Source organism: Nesterenkonia sandarakina, from assembly GCF_003003175.1.
GTDB classification, from domain to species: domain Bacteria; phylum Actinomycetota; class Actinomycetes; order Actinomycetales; family Micrococcaceae; genus Nesterenkonia; species Nesterenkonia sandarakina_A.
On the sequence record NZ_PVTY01000001.1, the window covers coordinates 18,655 to 36,006 of the forward strand.

General features: G+C 68.2%; 13 protein-coding genes and 1 pseudogene. 8 read left to right on the plus strand and 6 right to left on the minus strand.

Features of this window, described 5'->3' with window-relative positions:
• Window positions 1-1,119, minus strand: a complete 1,119-nt coding sequence (locus BCL67_RS00095; protein ID WP_106121450.1) for an alcohol dehydrogenase catalytic domain-containing protein — start codon at window positions 1,117-1,119, stop codon at window positions 1-3.
• A 134-nt stretch (window positions 1,120-1,253) separates the two neighbouring features.
• On the opposite strand from BCL67_RS00095, the gene BCL67_RS00100 reads away from it, so the two are divergent.
• From BCL67_RS00100 to BCL67_RS00125, 7 genes and pseudogenes are all read left to right on the plus strand, one after another.
• Entirely contained in the window at window positions 1,254-3,041 is a 1,788-nt protein-coding gene (locus tag BCL67_RS00100) for a helix-turn-helix domain-containing protein (RefSeq protein ID WP_181255820.1), read from the plus strand.
• Window positions 3,042-3,219: 178 nt separating this feature from the next.
• The gene (locus tag BCL67_RS00105; protein WP_106121452.1) at window positions 3,220-4,383 is read left to right on the plus strand and encodes a low temperature requirement protein A; all 1,164 of its coding nucleotides are present in this window, start codon (window positions 3,220-3,222) and stop codon (window positions 4,381-4,383) included.
• A 459-nt stretch (window positions 4,384-4,842) separates the two neighbouring features.
• Window positions 4,843-4,974: pseudogene (locus tag BCL67_RS15945) on the plus strand (putative RNA methyltransferase); the annotation flags it as partial.
• A gap of 57 nt (window positions 4,975-5,031) precedes the next feature.
• Window positions 5,032-5,706, plus strand: a complete 675-nt coding sequence (locus tag BCL67_RS00110) for a methyltransferase domain-containing protein (RefSeq protein ID WP_181255821.1) — start codon at window positions 5,032-5,034, stop codon at window positions 5,704-5,706.
• Window positions 5,707-5,744: 38 nt separating this feature from the next.
• Complete coding sequence (locus BCL67_RS00115) at window positions 5,745-6,260, plus strand: NfeD family protein (protein WP_106121454.1); 516 nt, start codon at window positions 5,745-5,747, stop codon at window positions 6,258-6,260.
• A gap of 39 nt (window positions 6,261-6,299) precedes the next feature.
• On the plus strand, window positions 6,300-7,532 hold the full coding sequence (locus BCL67_RS00120) for an SPFH domain-containing protein (RefSeq protein ID WP_106121455.1): 1,233 nt from the start codon (window positions 6,300-6,302) through the stop codon (window positions 7,530-7,532).
• 79 nt (window positions 7,533-7,611) lie between these two features.
• The gene (locus tag BCL67_RS00125) at window positions 7,612-7,953 is read left to right on the plus strand and encodes an RNA polymerase-binding protein RbpA (protein WP_106121456.1); all 342 of its coding nucleotides are present in this window, start codon (window positions 7,612-7,614) and stop codon (window positions 7,951-7,953) included.
• Window positions 7,954-8,070: 117 nt separating this feature from the next.
• On the opposite strand, the gene BCL67_RS00130 is transcribed toward BCL67_RS00125, so the two are convergent.
• The 3 genes from BCL67_RS00130 to BCL67_RS00140 all read right to left on the minus strand — a co-directional run bounded on the left by BCL67_RS00130 (window position 8,071) and on the right by BCL67_RS00140 (window position 13,198).
• Window positions 8,071-8,805 carry a polyprenol monophosphomannose synthase gene (locus BCL67_RS00130; protein ID WP_106121457.1) on the minus strand — a complete coding sequence of 245 codons (735 nt, stop codon included), beginning with the start codon at window positions 8,803-8,805 and terminating at the stop codon, window positions 8,071-8,073.
• A gap of 78 nt (window positions 8,806-8,883) precedes the next feature.
• Window positions 8,884-10,170 carry a hypothetical protein gene (locus BCL67_RS00135; RefSeq protein ID WP_106121458.1) on the minus strand — a complete coding sequence of 429 codons (1,287 nt, stop codon included), beginning with the start codon at window positions 10,168-10,170 and terminating at the stop codon, window positions 8,884-8,886.
• Complete coding sequence (locus BCL67_RS00140; protein WP_106121459.1) at window positions 10,163-13,198, minus strand: DEAD/DEAH box helicase; 3,036 nt, start codon at window positions 13,196-13,198, stop codon at window positions 10,163-10,165. The genes BCL67_RS00135 and BCL67_RS00140 overlap by 8 nt, the downstream gene beginning before the upstream one ends.
• A 109-nt stretch (window positions 13,199-13,307) precedes the next feature.
• On the opposite strand from BCL67_RS00140, the gene BCL67_RS00145 reads away from it, so the two are divergent.
• A complete protein-coding gene (locus BCL67_RS00145; RefSeq protein WP_106121460.1) occupies window positions 13,308-14,522 on the plus strand; it encodes an MFS transporter in 1,215 nt (404 codons plus the stop codon).
• Window positions 14,523-14,565: 43 nt separating this feature from the next.
• On the opposite strand, the gene BCL67_RS00150 is transcribed toward BCL67_RS00145, so the two are convergent.
• Both BCL67_RS00150 and BCL67_RS00155 read right to left on the minus strand, forming a co-directional pair.
• Entirely contained in the window at window positions 14,566-15,624 is a 1,059-nt protein-coding gene (locus BCL67_RS00150; RefSeq protein WP_106121461.1) for a LacI family DNA-binding transcriptional regulator, read from the minus strand.
• A complete protein-coding gene (locus BCL67_RS00155; protein WP_106121462.1) occupies window positions 15,624-17,351 on the minus strand; it encodes a glycoside hydrolase family 13 protein in 1,728 nt (575 codons plus the stop codon). The genes BCL67_RS00150 and BCL67_RS00155 overlap by 1 nt, the downstream gene beginning before the upstream one ends.
• Window position 17,352 lies beyond the last annotated feature (1 nt).

A 17,352-nucleotide genomic window follows, 5' to 3' on the forward strand; every position in this document is an offset into this window, starting at 1 on the left:
CTAGTCTCCCAGTCCTTCGAATTCGATGACCTGCCGGACGGCTCGGCCTGCGGCCAGGTCGTCCATCGCCTGATTGATGTCTTCCAGTCGGATGCGGGAACTGATGAGCTTCTCCACGGGCAGCCTGCCCTCGCGCCAGAGTTGTTCGTAGTGCGGGATATCCCGGCTGGGCACTGAGGACCCGAGGTAGGACCCGATGATCGTGCGGGCCTCGGAGGTGATTCTCAGCGGCGAGATCGTGGCGACGGCCGAGGGATGCGGCAGGCCTGTGGTCACCGTGCGTCCGCCGGGACTCGTGGCGCCGAACGCCGTCTCGAAGGCCATGGGGTTGCCGGCACATTCGATCGCGTGGTGGGTCCGGATCTCCTTCTGCTCCACCTCCTGGGGGGTGTAGACCTCGTGGGCGCCCAGCGCGCGCGCCATGGTCAGCTTGTCCTCTGACATGTCTACGCCGACCACGCGTTCACAGCCCTCGGCCAATGCTGTGATGAGCGCGGCCATGCCGACGCCGCCGAGGCCCACGATCATCACGCTCTGTCCTGGCGCCGGTCGGGCGGCGTTGATCAGTGCACCGCCACCGGTGAGCACCGCGCAGCCGAGCACCGCGGCCACCGCCGGAGGGACGTCCTGACCCACGGGCACGACCGAGGCACGGTCGGCCACGACGTGGGTGGCGAACCCAGAGACACCCAGGTGATGATGCACGGGGTCGCCCCTGCGGCTGAGCCGGCGGGCGCCGGAGAGCAGAGTCCCCTCGTTGTTGGCCCGGGAGCCCGGGGTACACGGCAGCTGACCTCCGACCAGGCAGTTTTCACACCGCTCGCAGCGCGGCAGGAAGGTCATCACCACGCGCTGTCCCACCGGGATGTCCTCGACGTCCTCGCCCACCGCTTCAACGATTCCCGCGGCCTCGTGTCCCAGCAGCATCGGCACCGGCCGCGCGCGGTCGGCGTTGACCACCGAGAGGTCGGAGTGACACACGCCGGCGGCCTCCATGCGGACCAGCAGCTCCGACGGACCCGGTCCCTCCAGGTCCAGAACGTCTACGCTGATCGGCCTGCTTTCCGCGTACGGACCAGAACGGCCGACTTCTTCCAGTACTGCGCCAGTGATGCGCATGAGAGTCCCGCTTCCTTCCCCCTGAGGAGGATTGTGATGATGCTCACGACTCGAAGCGATACAACCAGGATCGGGGGAGCGAGTCCACCGTCGGGCATGGCACTAGTGGCCACAATCCGGCATAGAATATGTCCATGATTGACATGCCCTCCAGAAACCGGGAAGCGTTCCTCCGAGCGCTGCTGGATATCGCGGCAGAACTCTCCAGCCTCCACGATGTGGAAGCGGTGCTGCTCTCGATCGTCCGGCACACCCGGCAGCTCGTCGGGTCGGATATGGCGTACATCAGTCTCAACGACCACTCGACCGGTGAGACCTATATTCGGCAGTCAGACGGCGTGGTGACCAGCGAGTACCGCACCATTCGGATGCCGATCGGCACGGGGATCCTGGGGATGGTGGCTTCAGGAGACGCCCACTATCAGACCACCGACTACCTCAAGGACGAGTCGGTGCCGCACATCGCCCGGATCGACGAGATCGTAGGAGCGGAGGGGGTGCGGACCATCATGGGGGTCCCGGTCCTCGTCCGCGGACGAGTCATCGGTGCTCTGCTGGCCGCGGAACGCACCCCGAGGGTGTTCAGTCCTGACGAGGTGGACATGATGACCTCCCTGGGTGCGCATGCGGCCATCGCGTTGGACAATGCCCAGAAATACGGGCAGGCGCTGGAGGACGCCGAGGCTCTGAGCCGCCAGAACAACGAGAGTCTCCAGGAGGTCCTCTCGTTGAGACGCACGTCTGAGTTCGACGACGAACTCATGCACCAGCTCCTGCAGGGGGAGACCGAGGAAGGGGTGCTCCGCGTCACGGCCGCTGCGCTGGGCGTCTCGGTGTGGCTGCTCGATGAGTCAGGCAGTGCCGTCTCCATGCGCTCACCCTCAGCAGCCCCTCTGGGGAACAGCCCCGGCCTGCAGGTGCCGATCTCGATGAGCGGCAACAAGCTTCGACGCTCCCTGAACGCCGCCGCAGCCACAGGCCGCGCACAGCTGCTGCACGGCTCCGACGAGGCGGTGCTGGGCACCCTGGCGCCGGTTCGCAGCGGTCGCAGCCCGATGGGGTTCCTCTTCACCTCGGCGGAGCTGGCACCGGCCCAGCAGGCCCTGCTGGAACGCTCAGCAGTCCACTGCGCCTTGGCGCTGTTGTTCGTCCAAGCCGAGGAGGATGCGCAGCACCGCATGCAGCTCGACGTGTTCGAGGAGCTGCTCTCGGGAGACACGATCTCCGCCCTACGGCTTGACCGAAGGCTTCGACCTTGGGGACTGACTTCGAGGGAGCCCGTGCGGGTCGCCGTGATCCGCCACCAGCAGGTATTGGCACGAGATTTCCAGCGTGCCATCCGAGCGATCACCAGCACACGGTTCATTGCTCCGGCGCAGGAGGATCTGTGCGTCATCTTCACCGAGCCGGAGTGGGTGACGGATCTGGAGAGCTTGGAACGGAGTCGAGGAATGGGACTGCTGGCCGCGGTCACGGGCCCGATGACAGACATCACGGAACTGCCAGCCTCGTTCAGGCAGGCGCAGTCGGCTCTGTCGGTGCTCGAATACTCGGGGCGGACAGGAATCATCGATTCGAGCTCGGTAGGGCTGGTGGGCACGGTGATCCATCTGGCTCAGGAGTCGCGCAGCGTCGACCTCACCGCCGAGGTGCGGGCTCTGACGCAGTATGACGAGACCCGAGGAACCTCGCTGTCGAAGACTGCGCTGAGATTCTTCGACTCCGATCGACGCATCGATCGGACTGCGGAGTCCCTCTACGTCCATCGCAACACGGTCAAGCAGCGTCTCGGGGCGATCGAGAAGCTGCTGGGCGCTGGATGGGACAGCGCCCCCCGATCCCTGGATGTGCACCTGGCACTCCGGGCATGGTGGCATTCATCCTCGGCGCGTGACGACCGAACTGGGACACGCGCGCGCTGATGCGGAGACCGTGGACCCAGGGGAGTGGACGCCGAGGCCGCGGTTGAGCGACGCCGACTGCGGGGACGTCGTCCCACAGCACTGACGAGTTCCACCCTTGACTTCTCTGCTGGGCGTCGTCACTCTTGTCGACAACGGGAGGGGCATCCATCCGCTCCCGGTCCAATGGAGGATTCCGATGATCCGTGCCAGGTCGTTGATGCGCTCCGCGACCTCCGGAGACCCGGTGACTCGTCTTGAGCTGTTCTTCGACCTGGTCTTTGTCTTCGCGCTGTGGCAGCTGTCCCATCACCTGCTGGAGCACCCCTCCTGGGTCGGGGCCGGTGAGACGTTCGTGCTCCTCCTTGCGGTCTACAAGGTGTGGGTCTACACCAGCTGGTCCGCGACGCTGCTGGACACATCCCGGCTTGAAGTGCAGTGGATGCTGCTGATCGTCATGCTTGTCACGCTGTTCATGAACGCCTCGCTCGGCGAGGCGTTCGACGCCTTCGGCTGGCTCTTTGCTGCGAGTTATCTCCTGGCCCAGCTGGGCCGGGGCGCCTTGATGCTCACGACAGGACTAGACCGCACCACCCACAACCATTTCGTGCGCACTCTCATCTGGGGGTGCATGAGCGCCCCGTTCTGGATCGCCGGGGCTTTCTTCGGCCCGGAGCTGCGCCTGGTCTTCTGGGCTGTCGCCGCCGCGATCGATCTGGGCGGCCATATGCTGGCCCACCGGCTGCCGGGGCAGAGGACCGAAGGGCGCCGGGTCCCGCTCCCGGGGGAGCGGATCTTTGAGCGATTCGGACTGTTCTACCTGATCGCGCTGGGCGAGACGATCCTTTCCACCGGCCAGGGGATTGCAGGCAATCTGGATGACCCCTTGATACTCGTGACCGGCACCATGAGTCTCGCCGGAAGCGTCGCCATCTGGTGGTGCTACTTCCAGGGCCTCGAACAGGAGATTCTGCGGAAGCTCGACGCCGTGGATGATCAGTTCCGGCCCGGAATATTGGCTGGCAACATCCTGGTCGTGCTGCTCGCCGGCTTGATCCTGGTGGCGGTCGGTGATCGGCTGGTGATCAGCGACCCCGGCACCCGCCCTGATCTGTCCACGGTTCTGCTCGTCTACAGCGGACCGGTCCTTTTCCTCGCCGCTCGAGGCTTCCTGATTCGACAGGTGCTGGGCCGGCGCGCACCCTCTGATCTCGCCGGCATCGGAGCACTGGTGGTGCTGGGATGTCTGAGCGTCTTCCTTCCCGCGTTCCTCGCCGCAATGGGGGCCGTACTTCCACTGATCGGCGTCGCAGCCTACGACACCCTCGATCGCCGTCGTCGAATCCAGCGGGCAGCTCGCTGAGGATCCAGTCGATCAGGCGCGCAGAGCTGTGGAGCATTGGTCTGCCGCAGGGGTGAGGGGGCGAAGTGCGTCCGAGAGGGGCTCCAGGAGGGACAACCTGACATAATGTAGATTATCGGCGTTAGAGTAACACCGTGCTGTGCTCGTGTTCTTGCCGACTGGCTGCCGACGCTCCGGCTCGCTGGCCGCCCGACAGCACGCCTCCCGGGATCATCGCCCGACATCAACCGCGAAACCGATCGCCAGCCACGGCCGTCGTCCCCGTCCCCGTGCCGGGACCAACCCGCTGTGCATTGCATCAGCGTCACGTGATCCGCAGGCGTAGCGAGAGCATCGTCAGGTGTTCCATCGACACCCGCCGCCCCGCATGGAAGCCGCGCTGAGGCGCACCTGGCCTCGTGCGCCCACTCAAGGACTACGGCCCCACGAACAGGCCGTCCTCCGGCTAGCCTTGAGACCGTGACCTCACCCTGGCCTCTGACCTGCCCTGCGTGCGCAGCCCCGCTCAAGCCGACCCCGGAGTCGTCTGCGGCGATCCAAGCGCTCAGCTGCCCCACGGGGCACCGTTTCGACGCAGCCCGACAGGGTTATGTCAACCTGCTCTCGGGTCGCGGGACGCGGTTCACACCTGATTCGGCGCAGATGATCATGGCGCGCGAACGCGTTCAGCACGCCGGAGTCTTCGCGGCTCTGAGCACCGAGCTGGCACGGCTGTTCGCGCTGGAGGTGCCCGCCGATGGACTCACAAACAGGCCCGATCCGACGCTGCTCCTCGACTGCGGCGCCGGCACCGGGCACTACCTGCACCAGCTGCTCGACACGACTCCGCATGCGCGGGGCATCGCGCTGGATCTCTCCGTCGCCGGGCTGAAACGGGCAGCCCGCCACCCTCGAACCCTCGCCCTGGCCTGGGACCTCTGGCAGCCGCTCCCCCTCACGTCAGATTCGGTTGACCTGCTGCTCGACGTCTTCGCACCCCGCAACGTGAGCGAGTATGCCCGCGTGCTCCGTCCGGGTGGACTGGCGGTGGTCGTGACCCCGGGTGACGCGCACCTGAGAGAGCTGCGGGCGGCAGGTCTGCTCACGGTCCAGGGCCAGAAGCTGCAGCAGCTCACCGACCAGATGGCCCCCGCGTTCGGCGGCGCGGAGCTCAACGCCCAGGTCACCGCCACGGTCCCGGTGGACGCAGAGCTCGCCGCTGACCTGGTGTTCATGGGTCCCGCCGGACATCACCACGAACATGACGCACTGCGCGAGGGTCTGCTGGCCAGCGGCGTGTCACAAGTCACCGTCGACCTCGACGTCAGCCTGTGGCGCGGATAGTCTGAAGTCACGCGTATATGGGCTGATGAGGAGCTGAGATGATCGAATGGTTCGGCGATAACCTCTGGGCGCCCTGGCTGGCACTGGCACTCGGACTGCTGGTGCTCGAAGCCATCACCCTCGATCTGCTCTTCCTGATGCTCGCGGTGGGAGCCGGCGCCGCCACAACAGTGGCGCTTGCCGGCGGTGAACCCTGGCTCCAGGTGCTGGTCGGCTGCGCCACCGCCCTGCTGATGCTCGGAGCGGTCCGGCCGATCGCTCTCAAACACCTCAAGAAGGGCCCGGCGAACCAGCTGACGAACATCGACCGGATGACCGGGATGGAAGCTCACGCACTGGAGGCCGTCACCGGTGACGCCGGCCTGGCCGAGGTGGACGGCGATACCTGGACCGCCCGGACCACCGGCGACGTCCGGATCGAACCCGGCATGGACGCCGTCGTCGAATCGGTGGAGGGCGCCACCGTCTACCTGCGCCCGACGCGACAGATCAACTGGGATGAAGCTGGACCCGACACCTTTGGGCCCAACACTCCCCGACCGGAAGGCGCCTGAGAGACCTTCAGGCGCGCCACTGATACAGAACGGAACGTCATGGAAGTCACTGCACTTGTAGTCCTCCTGGTCCTCGTCGCCCTGGTGGTGATCATCATCGCGCGCAGCGTGCGCATCGTCCCGCAGGCCCGTGCCGGACTGATCGAACGCCTCGGCAAGTACCAGCGCACCCAGGGACCGGGACTCACCCTGCTCGTACCCTTCGTCGATCGGCTGCTGCCGATGCTGGACATGCGCGAGCAGGTCGTCTCCTTCCCGCCACAGCCGGTGATCACCGAGGACAACCTGGTGGTCTCCATCGATACGGTGGTGTACTTCCAGATCACGGATCCGAAGGCCGCCACCTACGAGATCCAGAACTACATCATCGCGGTGGAGCAGCTCACCACGACCACCCTGCGCAACGTGGTCGGTGGACTGAACCTCGAAGAGGCGCTGACCTCGCGTGACCGCATCAACGGCCAGCTCCGTGGCGAGCTGGACAAGGTCACGGGACGCTGGGGCATCCGCGTCGCCCGAGTGGAGCTCAAGGCCATCGAGCCGCCGCACTCCATCCAGGACTCCATGGAGAAGCAGATGCGCGCCGAGCGCGAACGCCGCGCCGCGATCCTCACAGCCGAAGGCACCAAGCAGGCTGCGATCCTGACCGCTGAAGGTGAGCGTCAGGCCTCGATCCTCGCCGCCGAAGGTGACGCACAGGCTCGCATCCTCGGCGCCAACGCCGAGGCGCAGGCCATCGAGACCGTCTTCAACGCGGTCCACGATTCCGAGCCGGGCCCGGAGCTGCTGTCCTACCAGTACCTGCAGATCCTCCCGGAGATCGCCAAGTCCGAGTCCAACACCATGTGGATGATCCCTGGCGAGTTCGGCGACGCGCTTAAGAACCTCGCCGGAGCCTTCGGCGGACCCGAATCTGCGCAGCAGTCAGGCATCAGTCTGGAAGATCGCGAGACCGAACGTGCAGCTCGCTCGGAGCGGCTGAAGCAGCGTCGTCTGGAGAAGGCCCAGGAGTCCGAGCAGAACAAGGGCAAGCCGGCCATCTCCTCCGCCATCGCCGATATGGCCGAATCGGCCCGCAGCACCTCGGTCACCGACGAGAACCCGCACTACACGAGCCGCCAGGAGATCGAGCAGGAGGCCCGCAAGGCGCAGGTCGGCAACGCAGAGGTCGCGGAGTCACGCACGCAGACCCCGGCATCGGAAGCCGCCGAGCTCACCGAACAGCCGGTCTTCCAGCAGCAGCCGGAACCTCTGGAAGACCCGCAGCGCTGAGACGAGATGGGAATAACTCCGGGGTGCTCTAGAGTTGTAGCCTAAGAACGACTCTGCCCATCACACTGGAGGATTATCGATGAGCGATCGCAGTCTGCGCGGAATGCGCCTCGGCGCGCAGTCCATGGAAACCGAACAGGGCGTCGAGCCGGCGCCTCGCCAGGAGATCGAGTATCTCACCGAGGACGGCGAGCGGATGCGGGTGATGTTCTCCGCAGAGGCCGACGTCCCCGCCACCTGGGTCTCCCCCACCGGCAAGGAGGGCCTGCGCGTCGACGTCGACAGGCCCGAGGCCGAGCCGGTCAAGCCGGTCAGAAGCCACTGGGACATGCTGCTGGAACGACGTTCCACAGAAGATCTCGAAGTGATCCTGCAGGATCGGCTCAAGCTGCTCAAGGAGCGTCGCGGCGAGGCCGCCTGACCCTCCTGCGCTGACCAGACAGCGACGGCGTCCCTCCCGAGTAATCGGGACGGACGCCGTCGCTCTCTGGTCTGTGCTGAACCTCAGGCTGTGCTGAACGGGAGCCTGTGCTGAACCTCAGCGCCGGCGCAGCTTCTGCCCCAGCGTGCGCGCGCGGGCGCTGAGTCCCCAGCGGGTGACGTTGATCATCGCTTCGACAACGATGTTCGAGCTCATCTTGGACTCGCCCTGGGTGCGCTCCACGAACGTGATCGGCACCTCGGCGATGGTCTTGCCCATTCCTGCCACCCGGAACGTCATATCGACCTGGAAGCCGTAGCCGACAGACTCGATGCTGCTCAAGTCGATCTCCTCGAGCACCGAACGCCGGAACGCCCTGAACCCTGCGGTGATGTCGCGGACCTTCAGGCCCAGCATGGTCCGGGAGTAGAGGCTTCCCGCGCGTGAGATCGCGATCCGGTGCAGCGGCCAGTTGACCACCGAACCGCCCGGCACCCAGCGCGATCCGATCACCAGATCCGCCTCGTCGATCTTCGCGAGCAGCTTCGGCAGCTGCTCGGGCTGATGCGAGCCGTCCGCGTCGAGCTCGACGAGCACGTCATAGCCGCGCTCGAGTCCCCAGCCGAACCCTGCGATGTAGGCGCCGCCGAGCCCGTTCTTCGCGGTGCGGTGCAAGACGTTGATCTGAGGGTCCTGGGCGCTGAGCTCATCGGCGAAGTCTCCGGTGCCGTCAGGGCTGTTGTCATCGACGATGAGCACGTCCGAGGTCGGAACTGCCGCCCGCAGACGGGCGACGGTGCCCGGCAGGGCGTCGATCTCGTCATAGGTCGGGATGATCGTCAGGATCTTCACGAGTCGCTTCGCGTCCTTCTGGGGGTTGTGGAGCTGGTGACAGATGGTCGGGGACAGTCTACGGTCACGCGCCGGCGATCATGTCTGCGCCCCTGCTCCGGCGTGGGAGGCAGGCTGGGAGACCTCGACGCCGTCGATCACGGTGGAGAGCAGCCTCGGCAGCGTCTCCCCGTCGAGGTAGGGCAGCAGCGGCGTCCGCGCGCGCACATCGGTGCTCCACGCCGCGGTCCGGGAATCCGGGGTCTGCACGGCGAGCGAGTCCACCTCCCAGACCGTATAGGTGGCCCGTGCGCCAGGATCCAGCTGCGCCGACGTGGCAGGGGTCCCGCTGGTCTCGGGCAGCGACCGGTAGGCGCCGCGAGTCTGCGCATTGAAGCCCGCCCGCACCGAGACCGGATCGCTCTCGTGGTGGACGTGCGCCGTGACCGCGGCCCAGGGGCTCTGACCGTCCTCCGCGACGGCGCTCACCGGCACGCCGACGCTCAGCGCGGTGGCGAGGTGACCTCGACCGCGCAGCACCACCTGCACACCGGTGTTCAGCAGCGCCTCCCAGTCCTCGCGCACCGCCGAGTCGAAGCCGTGAAGCACCGTAGGAAGCCCGCCGGGTGGGCTCTGCCGCTTGGCGCGCATCTCACTGGTGGAGTCCACCAGCGCGGCGACCATATCCGCCGCCGGGGTGATGCTCTGATCTGTCTGAAGGACCAGCTGACGCTGGGCCTGGGCGGCGGCGAGCCGGATGCTCAGCAGCTGCTCGAGCACCTCGTGGGCGAGCAGCTGCAGGGCCGCCGGGCGACCCAGGATCGCGTCCACGGTCCGGAGCAGCTCCGCGGCGGCGCGCACGGCGTCGAGCCGGTCTGCCACCCCCATGTCGGTGAGCCCGGTGAGCGTGAGCACCGGATAGGCGCGCACCCGGTGGTCGGCGGCGGCACGGAACGCGGCATTCAGCGATTCCTGCACCGCGTCGGCCTCGGTCAGCGCGGCCACGGGCAGCTCCACGCTGAGCCGAGCCGCTCCGCAGCCCTGGGCCGCCGCCGCGTCGAGGGCGGCGGGGACCCGATCGGCCCAGGAGCTGTGCCCGGAGGCCGGGCCGGTGGAGACGGCGGCGGTCGCGTCAGCACCTGTGGCGGCGATCTCGCTGGAGTCCTCGAGGTTCACCCAGCCGACGAACGCCGGGGCCACCAGGGCCCGGTCGAGATCCTGGATGACCAGATCGGGATCCTTGCGCTCGGCGGCGGTCTCGTCCGATCCCACCCAGGCGATCAGTCCGTCCTCGACCAGCATCGCGTCCGCGTAGGGCTCGGACGGGGAATGGATCGTGCCGTTGGTCAGCAGGCGCGGCGGGTGAGCGGCACGGGTACTAGTCATCAGTTGGTTCCTCCAGGTCCTGATAGGCCACCGAGGAGTATGCCACCACTCCCCTGCCGATCAGCTGCACTGCCTCATGACAGCGCGCCGAGAGCTTGGCCGGGGTGTGTGGGATCTTGCTCAGCTGGTCCAGGGTGTCGATGCACTGCTTGGTCCAGCGCACGAAGTCTCCGGCGGCCAGCGGGGAGTCATCCAGCGCGCTGCGCAGACTCTTGCCCCCGGCCCAGGCGTACATCGGCAGGACCAGGCCCAGCTCCGGGGCGGCGGTGGGCTCGAGGTGGTGCCGCTTCTCCAGGGCTTCAAGTTCAGCGTGAACCTCAATCCCGGTCTGCGCGGCCTGACCCAGGCGCTTGGTCGGCATCACCGGCATCGCCCCCTCGTCCTCACGCTTGGCCTGGTAGACCAGCACGGTGACGAAGGCGGCGAGCTCCTGGGCGGTGAGTCCGGAAAGGACCCCGCGCTCCATGAGCAGTCCGGTGAACAGGTCTCGCTCGCCGTAGATCCGGCGCAGCTGCTGGCCGCGGTCGGTCACGGCGAACTCGGTGGCGAACCACTCCTCTGCGGTGAATCCCGGACGCTGCAGCGCGGGCTCGGGAGAGATCAGCTGCTCCGGGTTCTCCGGGGGCACATGCGGCATCAGCTCCGGGTCCACGGCCTCCATGTGTCCGAGCTCGTGGAGCACGCCGCAGACCCGGTCGAAGGTCTTCGCGATGGATCCCGTGCGCCGGTCGATCTTCAGCTTGAGCTGGTCGATCTCACGCTGAAGCTTCCAGGCCCGCTCGGCCCAGCGGGCGTGGTCCTCCCGATCGCTGCAGCCATGGCAGGGGTGGCGCTGCAGGGCGCTCTGCAGCTGCTCCAGCGACTCCGACTCGGTCTCCTCCTCACGGAAGCCGAAGCCCGCGGTGGGGGCGTTGGAGCGGGGTGGGACCCGCTCATGCAGCGCGGCGCGCATCGAGGCGGCGAGGTCCCGGCGCACCTTGGGCACCTTCACCTGGGGCTTGCGCGGGAGCCGGATGCTGGCGATGACCTCGGGGGGCTGGACGAAGTCATCGGCTGTGACGTTGCGGAACTTGCCGTCGGCGGTGATCACCCCGGGACGCGGGTCGTGCTCAGGGGCGCTGTGGACCACCAGGGATTCCCCGAAGCCGCGCCTGCCGCCGACCTCGATGACATCACCGGGCTGCAGCGCGGCGAGGACCCGGATGATCTCGCGGCGACGCTGCCGATGGCGGGCCTTGGCCTGGTCCTTCTCCGCCTCACCGAGACGACGACGCAGCGCGGCGTATTCACGGAAGTCCCCGAGATGGCAGGCCATCGCCTCTTCGTAGCCGGCCATGGAGGATTCACGCTTCGCCACTTCCCGGGCGACGCCGACCACCGAGCGGTCGGCCTGGAACTGGGCGAAGGAGGATTCCAGGATGGTGCGCGCTCGACGTCGTCCGAACTGCGCGGTGAGGTTCACCGCCATGTTGTAGGAGGGCTTGAAGCTGGAGTTCAGCGGATAGGTCCGCTTCGAGGCCAGCCCCGCGACCTGTCGCGGGTCCATGCCCGGCTGCCAGACGACGACGGCGTGACCCTCCACGTCGATTCCGCGCCGGCCGGCGCGGCCGGTGAGCTGCGTGTACTCCCCCGGCGTCACGTCCACGTGGGACTCGCCGTTGAACTTGTCCAGCTTCTCCAGCACCACGGTGCGGGCGGGCATGTTGATCCCCAGGGCCAGGGTCTCGGTGGCGAAGACCACCTTGAGCAGCCCTTCGGCGTAGAGCGCCTCGACGAGCTCCTTGAACGGGGGAAGCATCCCGGCGTGGTGCGCGGCGACTCCGTTGATCAGCGCCTCGCGGAAGCTCTCGAAGCCCAGGATGGCGAGGTCCTCGGCGGGAAGGTCCCAGCCCATCTGCTCCACCCGGGAGGTGATCTCGGCGGCCTCCTCCCGCGTGGTCAGCACGATGCCGGCGTTGAGGCACTGCTCCACCGCGGCCTCGCAGCCGACGCGGGAGAAGATGAAGCCGATGCAGGGCAGCAGGCCGTCGCGGTCCAGCGCCCGGATCATCTTGGGCCGGTTCAGCCGCGGGCGTCCTGCGCCGGATCCCGAGATCCCGGAGGTCCCAGAGGGGGCGGAGCCGCCGCGGCCGCCGGATCCTCCCCGGCTGGAGGAGGCGCTGCTGCGCAGCTCCTGACGCTGGCCGCCGGGTCCGCTCTTGCCGGGGCCTCGTCCTGCGCCGCGACCCGGGCCGCGACCGTTGCCCCGGGACCGGTACCCGCCGCTGCGTCGCGACGTCGGGCCCTGGCCCTGGTGCGCCAGGCGCTGCAGCTCCGGATTGACCAGCGTCGGGGCGTCGTCGTCCTCCTCATAGATGAAGAGGTCGTGCAGCTCGTTCTCGACGAACATGTGCTGCCACAGCGGCACCGGTCGGTGCTCGGAGACCACCACGGAGGTCTCCCCGCGCACCGTGTCCAGCCAGGCGCCGAACTCCTCGGCGTTAGAGACCGTGGCGGACAGGGCGACGACCTGAACGTGTTCAGGGAGGTGGATGATCACTTCCTCCCAGACGGCGCCGCGGAACCTGTCGGCCAGGTAGTGGACCTCGTCCATCACGACGTAGCCCAGATCCCGCAGCGTCGCGGAGTCCTGGTACAGCATGTTGCGCAGCACCTCGGTGGTCATCACGACGATCTGCGCCTCGGAGTTGATCGAGGTGTCGCCGGTGAGCAGGCCCACCTTCTCGGTGCCGTGGGTCTCCGCGAGCTCCTGGTACTTCTGGTTCGAGAGCGCCTTGATCGGCGTCGTATAGAAGGTCTTGGTGCCGTGGGCCAGACCGAGATGGACCGCGAACTCCCCGACGATGGTCTTGCCCGCGCCGGTGGGGGCCGCAACCAGCACCGCCCTTCCAGCTTCCAGGTGCTGGCAGGCCTGGACCTGAAACTCATCGAGGTCGAAGGCCTGAGCCTGGCGGAAGGCCCCGAGCTCGGTCTTGGCCTCTGCTGCTCGTCGACGTGACTGTGCGTAGCGCTCGGCCGGTGAACTCATGCTTCCAGCCTATGACATCGCCGCCGGGTGGATTTCACATGGCGACTCCGCCCGCGAGGCCGGTCCGTCCGGGCCCGGCCCGGCTGGGGCAGCTGGCTAGACTGCAGCGATGACCACGGCGCACTCCCCCCGGCGACAGATCCTGCTCGGGGCGCTGCTGCCGGCGTTCATCTTCAGCGTCGGCGCCGGCGCGATGATCCCGATCCTAGCCCCGTTCGCCGTGGAGCGCGGCGCCACCCTCGCGGTGGCGGGAATCATCGCCGCGATGCTTCCCCTGGGTCAGATCCTGGCCGATCTGCCCGCCGGAGCGCTCGCGGCCCGCGTCGGGGACCGCCGGGCCATGCTGCTCGCCGCCGGGGCCGCTGCCATCGGGTTCCTCGCGGCGGGGCTCGCTCCCTCGCTGGTCACCCTGGGTGCCGCCGTCGCCCTGGTCGGGGCCGCGAATGCGGTCTTCCACCTGGCCCGACACTCCTACCTCACCGAGGTCACCCCGGTGCATCAGCGCGCCCGGGTGCTCTCCACGCTGGGCGGCGTGCACCGGATCGGGCAGTTCATCGGGCCCTTCCTCGGTGCCGGTGTGATCCTGCTAGGAGATCTCCGTGCGGTGTTCCTGCTGGCCCTGCTCACGGCGGTTGCCGCAGGCGTCACGGTGTTGCTGGCCGCGGAGATCGACACCCGTCCGGAGCGGGCCCCCGGAGTCGCCCGGGCCGGATTCGGCACGGTGATCGGCACCCACCGGGACCTGCTGCTCACCCTCGGCGTCGCGTCGATGCTGGTCGGCGCGATCCGCGGCGCCCGGCAGCAGGTGCTCCCGCTCTGGGGCGAACACATCGGTCTGGACCCCACCACCATCTCGCTGCTCTTCGGCCTTGCGGGCGGCATCGACATGCTGCTGTTCTATCCGGCCGGCAAGATCATGGACCGGTTCGGCCGGCTCTGGATCGGGGTGCCCTCGATGGTCTGCCTCGGACTGGCGATGGCGCTCGTGCCGCTGGCGCATTCGGTGCCGGTGCTCGCCGGGGTGGCGGTGCTGCTGGGCGTCAGCAACGGGCTCGGCTCCGGGGTGATGATGACCATCGCCTCCGACATCGCACCCGCCGACGCGCGCCCGCAGTTCCTCGGTGCCTGGCGGCTCATGCAGGACCTCGGGATCGCCGCCGGGCCGCTGACCCTGGCGGCCGGAGCCGCGCTGGGTTCACTGGCGGCCGGCATATGGGTGGCTTCGGCCATGGGGCCGCTGGCCAGTGCCGGCCTGCTGCGCTGGCTCCCCCGGTATTCCGTGCACGCCAGCCGTCGAACCCGGCGGGCCGCCGGACTGGAATGACCGCCGGACTGGAATGACCGCTGGCCGGCATGACGCAGGACTGTCATGACGCAGGGCCGGACGGCCGCCAGACCGCTGTCGGCTGATCAGCGGTGGGCGCCAGGCGGGCGGTGCTGCGCCGGACCAGCAGATCAAAGCTGAGATCCAGCTTCTCGGGCTGCGCCCCGCCGGCCTCGACCGTGGCGAGGATGAGCTTCGCCGCCGTCGCTCCCTGGTGCTGCGCATGCTGGTCCACGGTGGTCAGCTCGAAGAGCCCGCCGAGCTCGTGGCCATCGATGCCCACCACGGAGAGGTCTTCCGGGACTCTCATGCCCAGCTCGCGCGCCGCGAGGATCGCCCCGATCGCCATCTCGTCCGAGGCGGCCACCAGTCCGGTCATCCCGGTGCCGGGCATGCCCAGAAGCTGCCGTGCGGCGTGGAAGCCCCCGGGGATCGTGAAGTCTGCCTCCCCGATGAGTGCCGGGTGGGTCTGTAGGCCACGTCGTCGCAGTGCCCGGTCGAAGCCCTCCCGACGCTGACTGGGGACTTTGTAGTCGGCGTCGAACCGTTCGGCGCCGCCGAGGAAGCCCAGCACCTCGTGGCCGAGCTCCAGCAGATGCGCTGTGGCCAGTTCCGTGATCGCGAGATCATCGATCGCGACGCCGGGCAGCACCCCGGGGGTGCCGCCGATGATCACCACGGGGATCTCGAGTCGTGTGAGCTCCTGCTCCTCCCAGTCGCTGAGCTCCAGGGCCACGACGACGACCGCGTCGACCCGCCGTCGGCGGAGGAACGCGCTGAAGATCTCGCGACGCACCTCGGGGTCGCCGGTGACGTTGTACAGGGTCACGTCATAGCCGGCGCTGGTGGCCTCGTCGGAGATCCCGGTCAGCACGGTGTTGAAGAACCACCGGTGCAGCTCCGGCATGATCACCCCGAGATTGCGCATCCGCCCGGAGGCCAGGCTGGAGGCCGCCGAGGAGGCCACGTAGTCCAGCTCGGCGGCCACCTTCTGGATCTTGGCGCGCGTGCTCGTCGAGACGTTCCCGCGTCCGCTCAGGGCGCGGGACACCGTGGCCGCGGAGACCCCGGCCGCTCTCGCGACGTCGTCGAGGCTCGTCATCAGCCGGCGTGCCGGCGAAGCCAGACGGTGCAGTCTGCGGGAACCTCGACCCCGTGCAGCTCTGCGGTGGAGAGCAGCACCTCGTGCTGCGCCGGCAGCGGGACCGGCTGGGTCCCGGTGTTCGCGAGCACCACGACATCTCGGTTGGCGAACATCAGCGCCGCGTCCTGGTTCCCGGGCAGCCAGCGCAGCTCGCCCAGACCCAGGTCGTGCTCGGCGCGCAGGGCGAGCATCTGCCGATAGAGGTTCAGCGTGGAGTCCGGGTCGCTGAGCTGCACGTCTCGGGCCAGGCTCTTCCACCGGTCCGGCTGCGGCAGCCACGGCGCGCCGCCGCTGGTGAACCCGAAGCTCTCAGCCTCAGCGGCCCAGGGCAGCGGGACCCGGCAGCCGTCGCGTCCGTAGCGCTCCCCGGCGGTGCGGAACCAGGTCGGGTCCTGACGCGCGTCGTCGGGCAGGTCGTGGACCTCGTCGAGGCCGAGCTCCTCGCCCTGGTAGATGTAGGCGGAGCCGGGCAGCGCCAGCATCAGCGCGGTTGCGGCGCGCGCTCGAGCCAGACCGGTCTGCCGATCCGGCAGTCCCGGGAAGTCTGGGCCGATGCCCGTCCCCTGCGGGTTCTCCCCGGTGAGCGCGAGCCTGGTGGCGTGGCGGACCACGTCGTGGTTCGACAGGACCCAGGTGCTCGGCGCCCCCACCGAGTTGAACGCGCTCAGCGAGTCGTCGATGACGACGCGCAGCTGCTCCGCCTCCCAGGGGGTCTCCAGGTACTGGAAGTTGAAGGTCTGGTGCATCTCATCGGGACGGACCCAGAGCGCGGCCTTCTCCACGGAGGACACCCACGCCTCGCCGCAGAGGGCGCGGTCTCCGGTGTACTCCTCGAGGACCAGTCGCCAGTCGCGGTAGATCTCGTGCACCTCGGTCTGTTCGAAGTACGGTGCGGGGGCCCCCTCCCCGCCCATCGAGGCACCGTCGGCGTCGGGGGTGTAGTCCGGGAAGTCCTGGTCCTTGACCAGTCCGTGGGCGACGTCGACGCGGAATCCGTCCACGCCACGGTCCAGCCAGAAGCGCAGGATCCGCCGGAACTCCTGCTTGACCTCCTCCTTGGACCAGTCGAAGTCCGGCTGGCTGGAGTCGAAGAGGTGCAGGTACCACTGGCCCGGCGTGCCGTCGGGCTCGGTGATCCGGGTCCAGGCCGGTCCGCCGAAGATCGACTGCCAGTTGTTCGGCGGCTCCTCTCCCTGCGCCCCGGTGCCGTCGCGGAAGATGTAGCGGGCGCGCTCGGCGCTGCCCGCCGCCGAGGTCAATGCCTGCTGGAACCACTCGTGCTGGTCCGAGGAGTGGTTCGGCACCAGGTCGACGATGACCCGGATGCCGAGCCCGTGCGCCCGAGCCAGGAGCGCATCAAAGTCGGCGAGCGTGCCGAAGATCGGGTCCACGTCGCAGTAGTCGGTGACGTCGTAGCCGGCGTCCTTCTGCGGTGAGGTCATGAAGGGGCTCAGCCAGATGGCGTCCACGCCGAGCTGATCCAGCTCGCCGAGCCGGGCGGTGATGCCCGGAAGATCCCCGATGCCGTCGCCGGAGGAATCGCTGAAGGAGCGCGGGTAGATCTGGTAGATGACCGCGCTGCGCCACCACTCGGCGGCGGCCGCGCGGTCAGCGGTGGCCCGCTCGGCGCGCGGTGCGACGTCGATGGGGGCTTCGGGATTGCGCAGGTCCTGGTGAACAGTCATG

What these genes read in the sequence shown, in the direction of transcription:
- BCL67_RS00095 (WP_106121450.1), bottom strand. Translation starts at nt 1,119, where the DNA reads ATGCGCATCACTGGCGCAGTACTGGAAGAAGTCGGCCGTTCTGGTCCG.
- BCL67_RS00100 (WP_181255820.1), top strand. Translation starts at nt 1,254, where the DNA reads ATGATTGACATGCCCTCCAGAAACCGGGAAGCGTTCCTCCGAGCGCTG.
- BCL67_RS00105 (WP_106121452.1), top strand. Translation starts at nt 3,220, where the DNA reads ATGATCCGTGCCAGGTCGTTGATGCGCTCCGCGACCTCCGGAGACCCG.
- BCL67_RS00110 (WP_181255821.1), top strand. Translation starts at nt 5,032, where the DNA reads ATGGCGCGCGAACGCGTTCAGCACGCCGGAGTCTTCGCGGCTCTGAGC.
- BCL67_RS00115 (WP_106121454.1), top strand. Translation starts at nt 5,745, where the DNA reads ATGATCGAATGGTTCGGCGATAACCTCTGGGCGCCCTGGCTGGCACTG.
- BCL67_RS00120 (WP_106121455.1), top strand. Translation starts at nt 6,300, where the DNA reads ATGGAAGTCACTGCACTTGTAGTCCTCCTGGTCCTCGTCGCCCTGGTG.
- BCL67_RS00125 (WP_106121456.1), top strand. Translation starts at nt 7,612, where the DNA reads ATGAGCGATCGCAGTCTGCGCGGAATGCGCCTCGGCGCGCAGTCCATG.
- BCL67_RS00135 (WP_106121458.1), bottom strand. Translation starts at nt 10,170, where the DNA reads ATGACTAGTACCCGTGCCGCTCACCCGCCGCGCCTGCTGACCAACGGC.
- BCL67_RS00140 (WP_106121459.1), bottom strand. Translation starts at nt 13,198, where the DNA reads ATGAGTTCACCGGCCGAGCGCTACGCACAGTCACGTCGACGAGCAGCA.
- BCL67_RS00145 (WP_106121460.1), top strand. Translation starts at nt 13,308, where the DNA reads ATGACCACGGCGCACTCCCCCCGGCGACAGATCCTGCTCGGGGCGCTG.
- BCL67_RS00150 (WP_106121461.1), bottom strand. Translation starts at nt 15,624, where the DNA reads ATGACGAGCCTCGACGACGTCGCGAGAGCGGCCGGGGTCTCCGCGGCC.
- BCL67_RS00155 (WP_106121462.1), bottom strand. Translation starts at nt 17,351, where the DNA reads ATGACTGTTCACCAGGACCTGCGCAATCCCGAAGCCCCCATCGACGTC.